2 protein-coding genes are annotated in these 1952 nt (G+C 71.9%); both read right to left on the bottom strand.

Annotation, left to right across the window (positions count from 1 at the left end; translation table 11 throughout):
* Positions 1–219: FAD-dependent oxidoreductase (locus VF794_RS10465; RefSeq protein WP_331109295.1), on the bottom strand; the 219-nt coding region annotated here is incomplete at its 3' end.
* 38 nt (positions 220–257) lie between these two features.
* On the bottom strand, positions 258–1952 hold a 1695-nt coding region (locus VF794_RS10460; RefSeq protein ID WP_331109293.1), incomplete at its 5' end, for a sensor histidine kinase.

Below are 1952 nucleotides of genomic sequence, written 5' to 3'. Positions count from 1 at the left end.
GCGCTCGAAGATGCGCTCCAGCACCCCGGGCAGTTGGAGGATGGAGGGCCCGGTGTCCACCGCGTACTCGCCCCGCTCGCCCAGGGTGAGCCCCTTCATCCGCCCTCCGGGCACCGGATCCTTCTCCACCACGGTGACCTTCAGCCCCAACCCCGCGAGGTTGATGGCCGCCGACAGGCCCCCGGGCCCCGCTCCCACGACGATGACGTGACGTACCATGGCGTGCCTACGATGCCTGGAAACGCCCGACGTTTCAGCTACCGCCGCACGGCCCCTCGCGTGTGCCGGAGCAGCCGCACCGTGAAGGTGGTGCCATCCTCCTCGGTGGAGCGCACGGAGACGTCGCCGCCGTGGGCCCGGACGATCTGCTCGACGATGTAGAGCCCCAGCCCCAACCCCGAGGTGGAGGGAGGCGCCTCGTTCCCCGAGAACCGCCCGAAGGGCTCGAAGATGGACGCGAGCCGCTCGGGCGGAATGGGTGGCCCTTCGTTGTGCACTTCCAGGAGGATGCCCTCGCGCTCGCCCTGGACCGAGAAGCGCACGCGCGTCTGCTCGGGGCTGTAGTCCAGCGCGTTCTTCCCCAGGTTGATGAGCAGTTGGGAGAGCCGATCCGCGTCCCACGTGCCCCGCAGGTCTCCCTCCAGCTCCAGCGTCACCTCGCGCCCGGGGCGTCCGGCCTCCAGCTCCTCCACCACCTCGCGGCAGAGCATCCCCAGGTCGAACGTGCGGAGGGTGATGGGGATGCCGCCCCCCAGCCGCCCGCGCGCGAAGTCGAGCAGGTCGGAGATCATCCGCTTCATGCGCTCGGCACTGGTGACGATGCGGCGCACGCCCCTCACGTGACGCTCGCCCAGGTCGTCCGAGCGCAGGAGCGCGGTGGCCGACAGGAGGATGGCGTTGAGGGGGTTGCGCAGGTCGTGCGAGACGATGCTCATGAAGCGCTCGCGGAACTCGGCCGTCTCGCGCAGCCGCTCCTCCGAGCGCTTCTGGTCGGTGATGTCCACCACCACCGCGCCCAGCCCGAGGATGCAGCCGTCCTCGCTCAGCACCGGGTAGTAGCCCGTCAGCCAGTAGTGCCGGCCCCCGGGAAGCTGCCGGGACACCTCCACGTCCACCACCGGCTGGCCCGTCACCAGCACCCGCTGGAAGAGCGGCTCCACCGAGGGAGCCAGGTCCGGCAGCACCTCGTGCAGCGTCTTGCCCAGGGGCTCCTCGGGCCGCAGCCCCAGCAGCTGCGCCAGCCGCCCGTTGAGCCGGGCGAAGCGCAGCTCCGAATCCCACAGCCCGAGCCCCACGGGCACCGTCTCCATGATGGCGTTGAGGCGGGCCAGGGTCACCTGGGCCGCCGTGCGGGCGCGCCGCTCGGCGTCATAGAGCCGCGCGCGCTCCAACGCCTGGGCGCACTGGGCCGCGAGCCCCCACATGAACGCCCGCTCCTCCTCGTGGAAGGGCTGCCCCTCGCGGAAGGACAGGCCGATGGCGCCGAGCAACTGGCGCTCCACCTGGAGGGGCAGCACGGCGAAGGCCCCATAGCCCTCCACCTCCGGCAGGCCCTTCCACTGCGGGTAGTCGCGCAGCACGTCCTCCAGCGTCTCGTAGAAGACGGGGGCCCCGGTGCGCACCACCTGGCTGTAGAGGGAGGGGGTGTCGGAGGGGAAGTGCGTCCAGGCCCGCACCTCCGCATCGGGGTAGCCGGTGGCCTCCAGCATGTCGAACCACCGGCCGTCCTCCGACAGCAGCCCGAGCCAACCTCCCGCCGCCCCCAGCATCCGCACCGTCTTCTCCACCACCACCCGGGCCACCTGGGCGGTGGTGAGCGCTTGTGCCAGGGCCGCCGTCACCTCCTGGAGCCGGGCGGTGCGGGACTCCTGCTCGCGCAGCCGCGCCAGCGCCCGCTCCGCCTCCTCCCGTGCCTGGCGCTCGCGCGCGGCCAGCTGTGCCTGGACGATGAG

It is taken from the genome of Archangium sp. (assembly GCF_036389735.1).
In the GTDB taxonomy this organism is placed as follows: domain Bacteria; phylum Myxococcota; class Myxococcia; order Myxococcales; family Myxococcaceae; genus Archangium.
The sequence above is the reverse complement of the archived record's forward strand: the minus strand, read 5'-3'. Positions and strand labels throughout refer to the sequence as shown.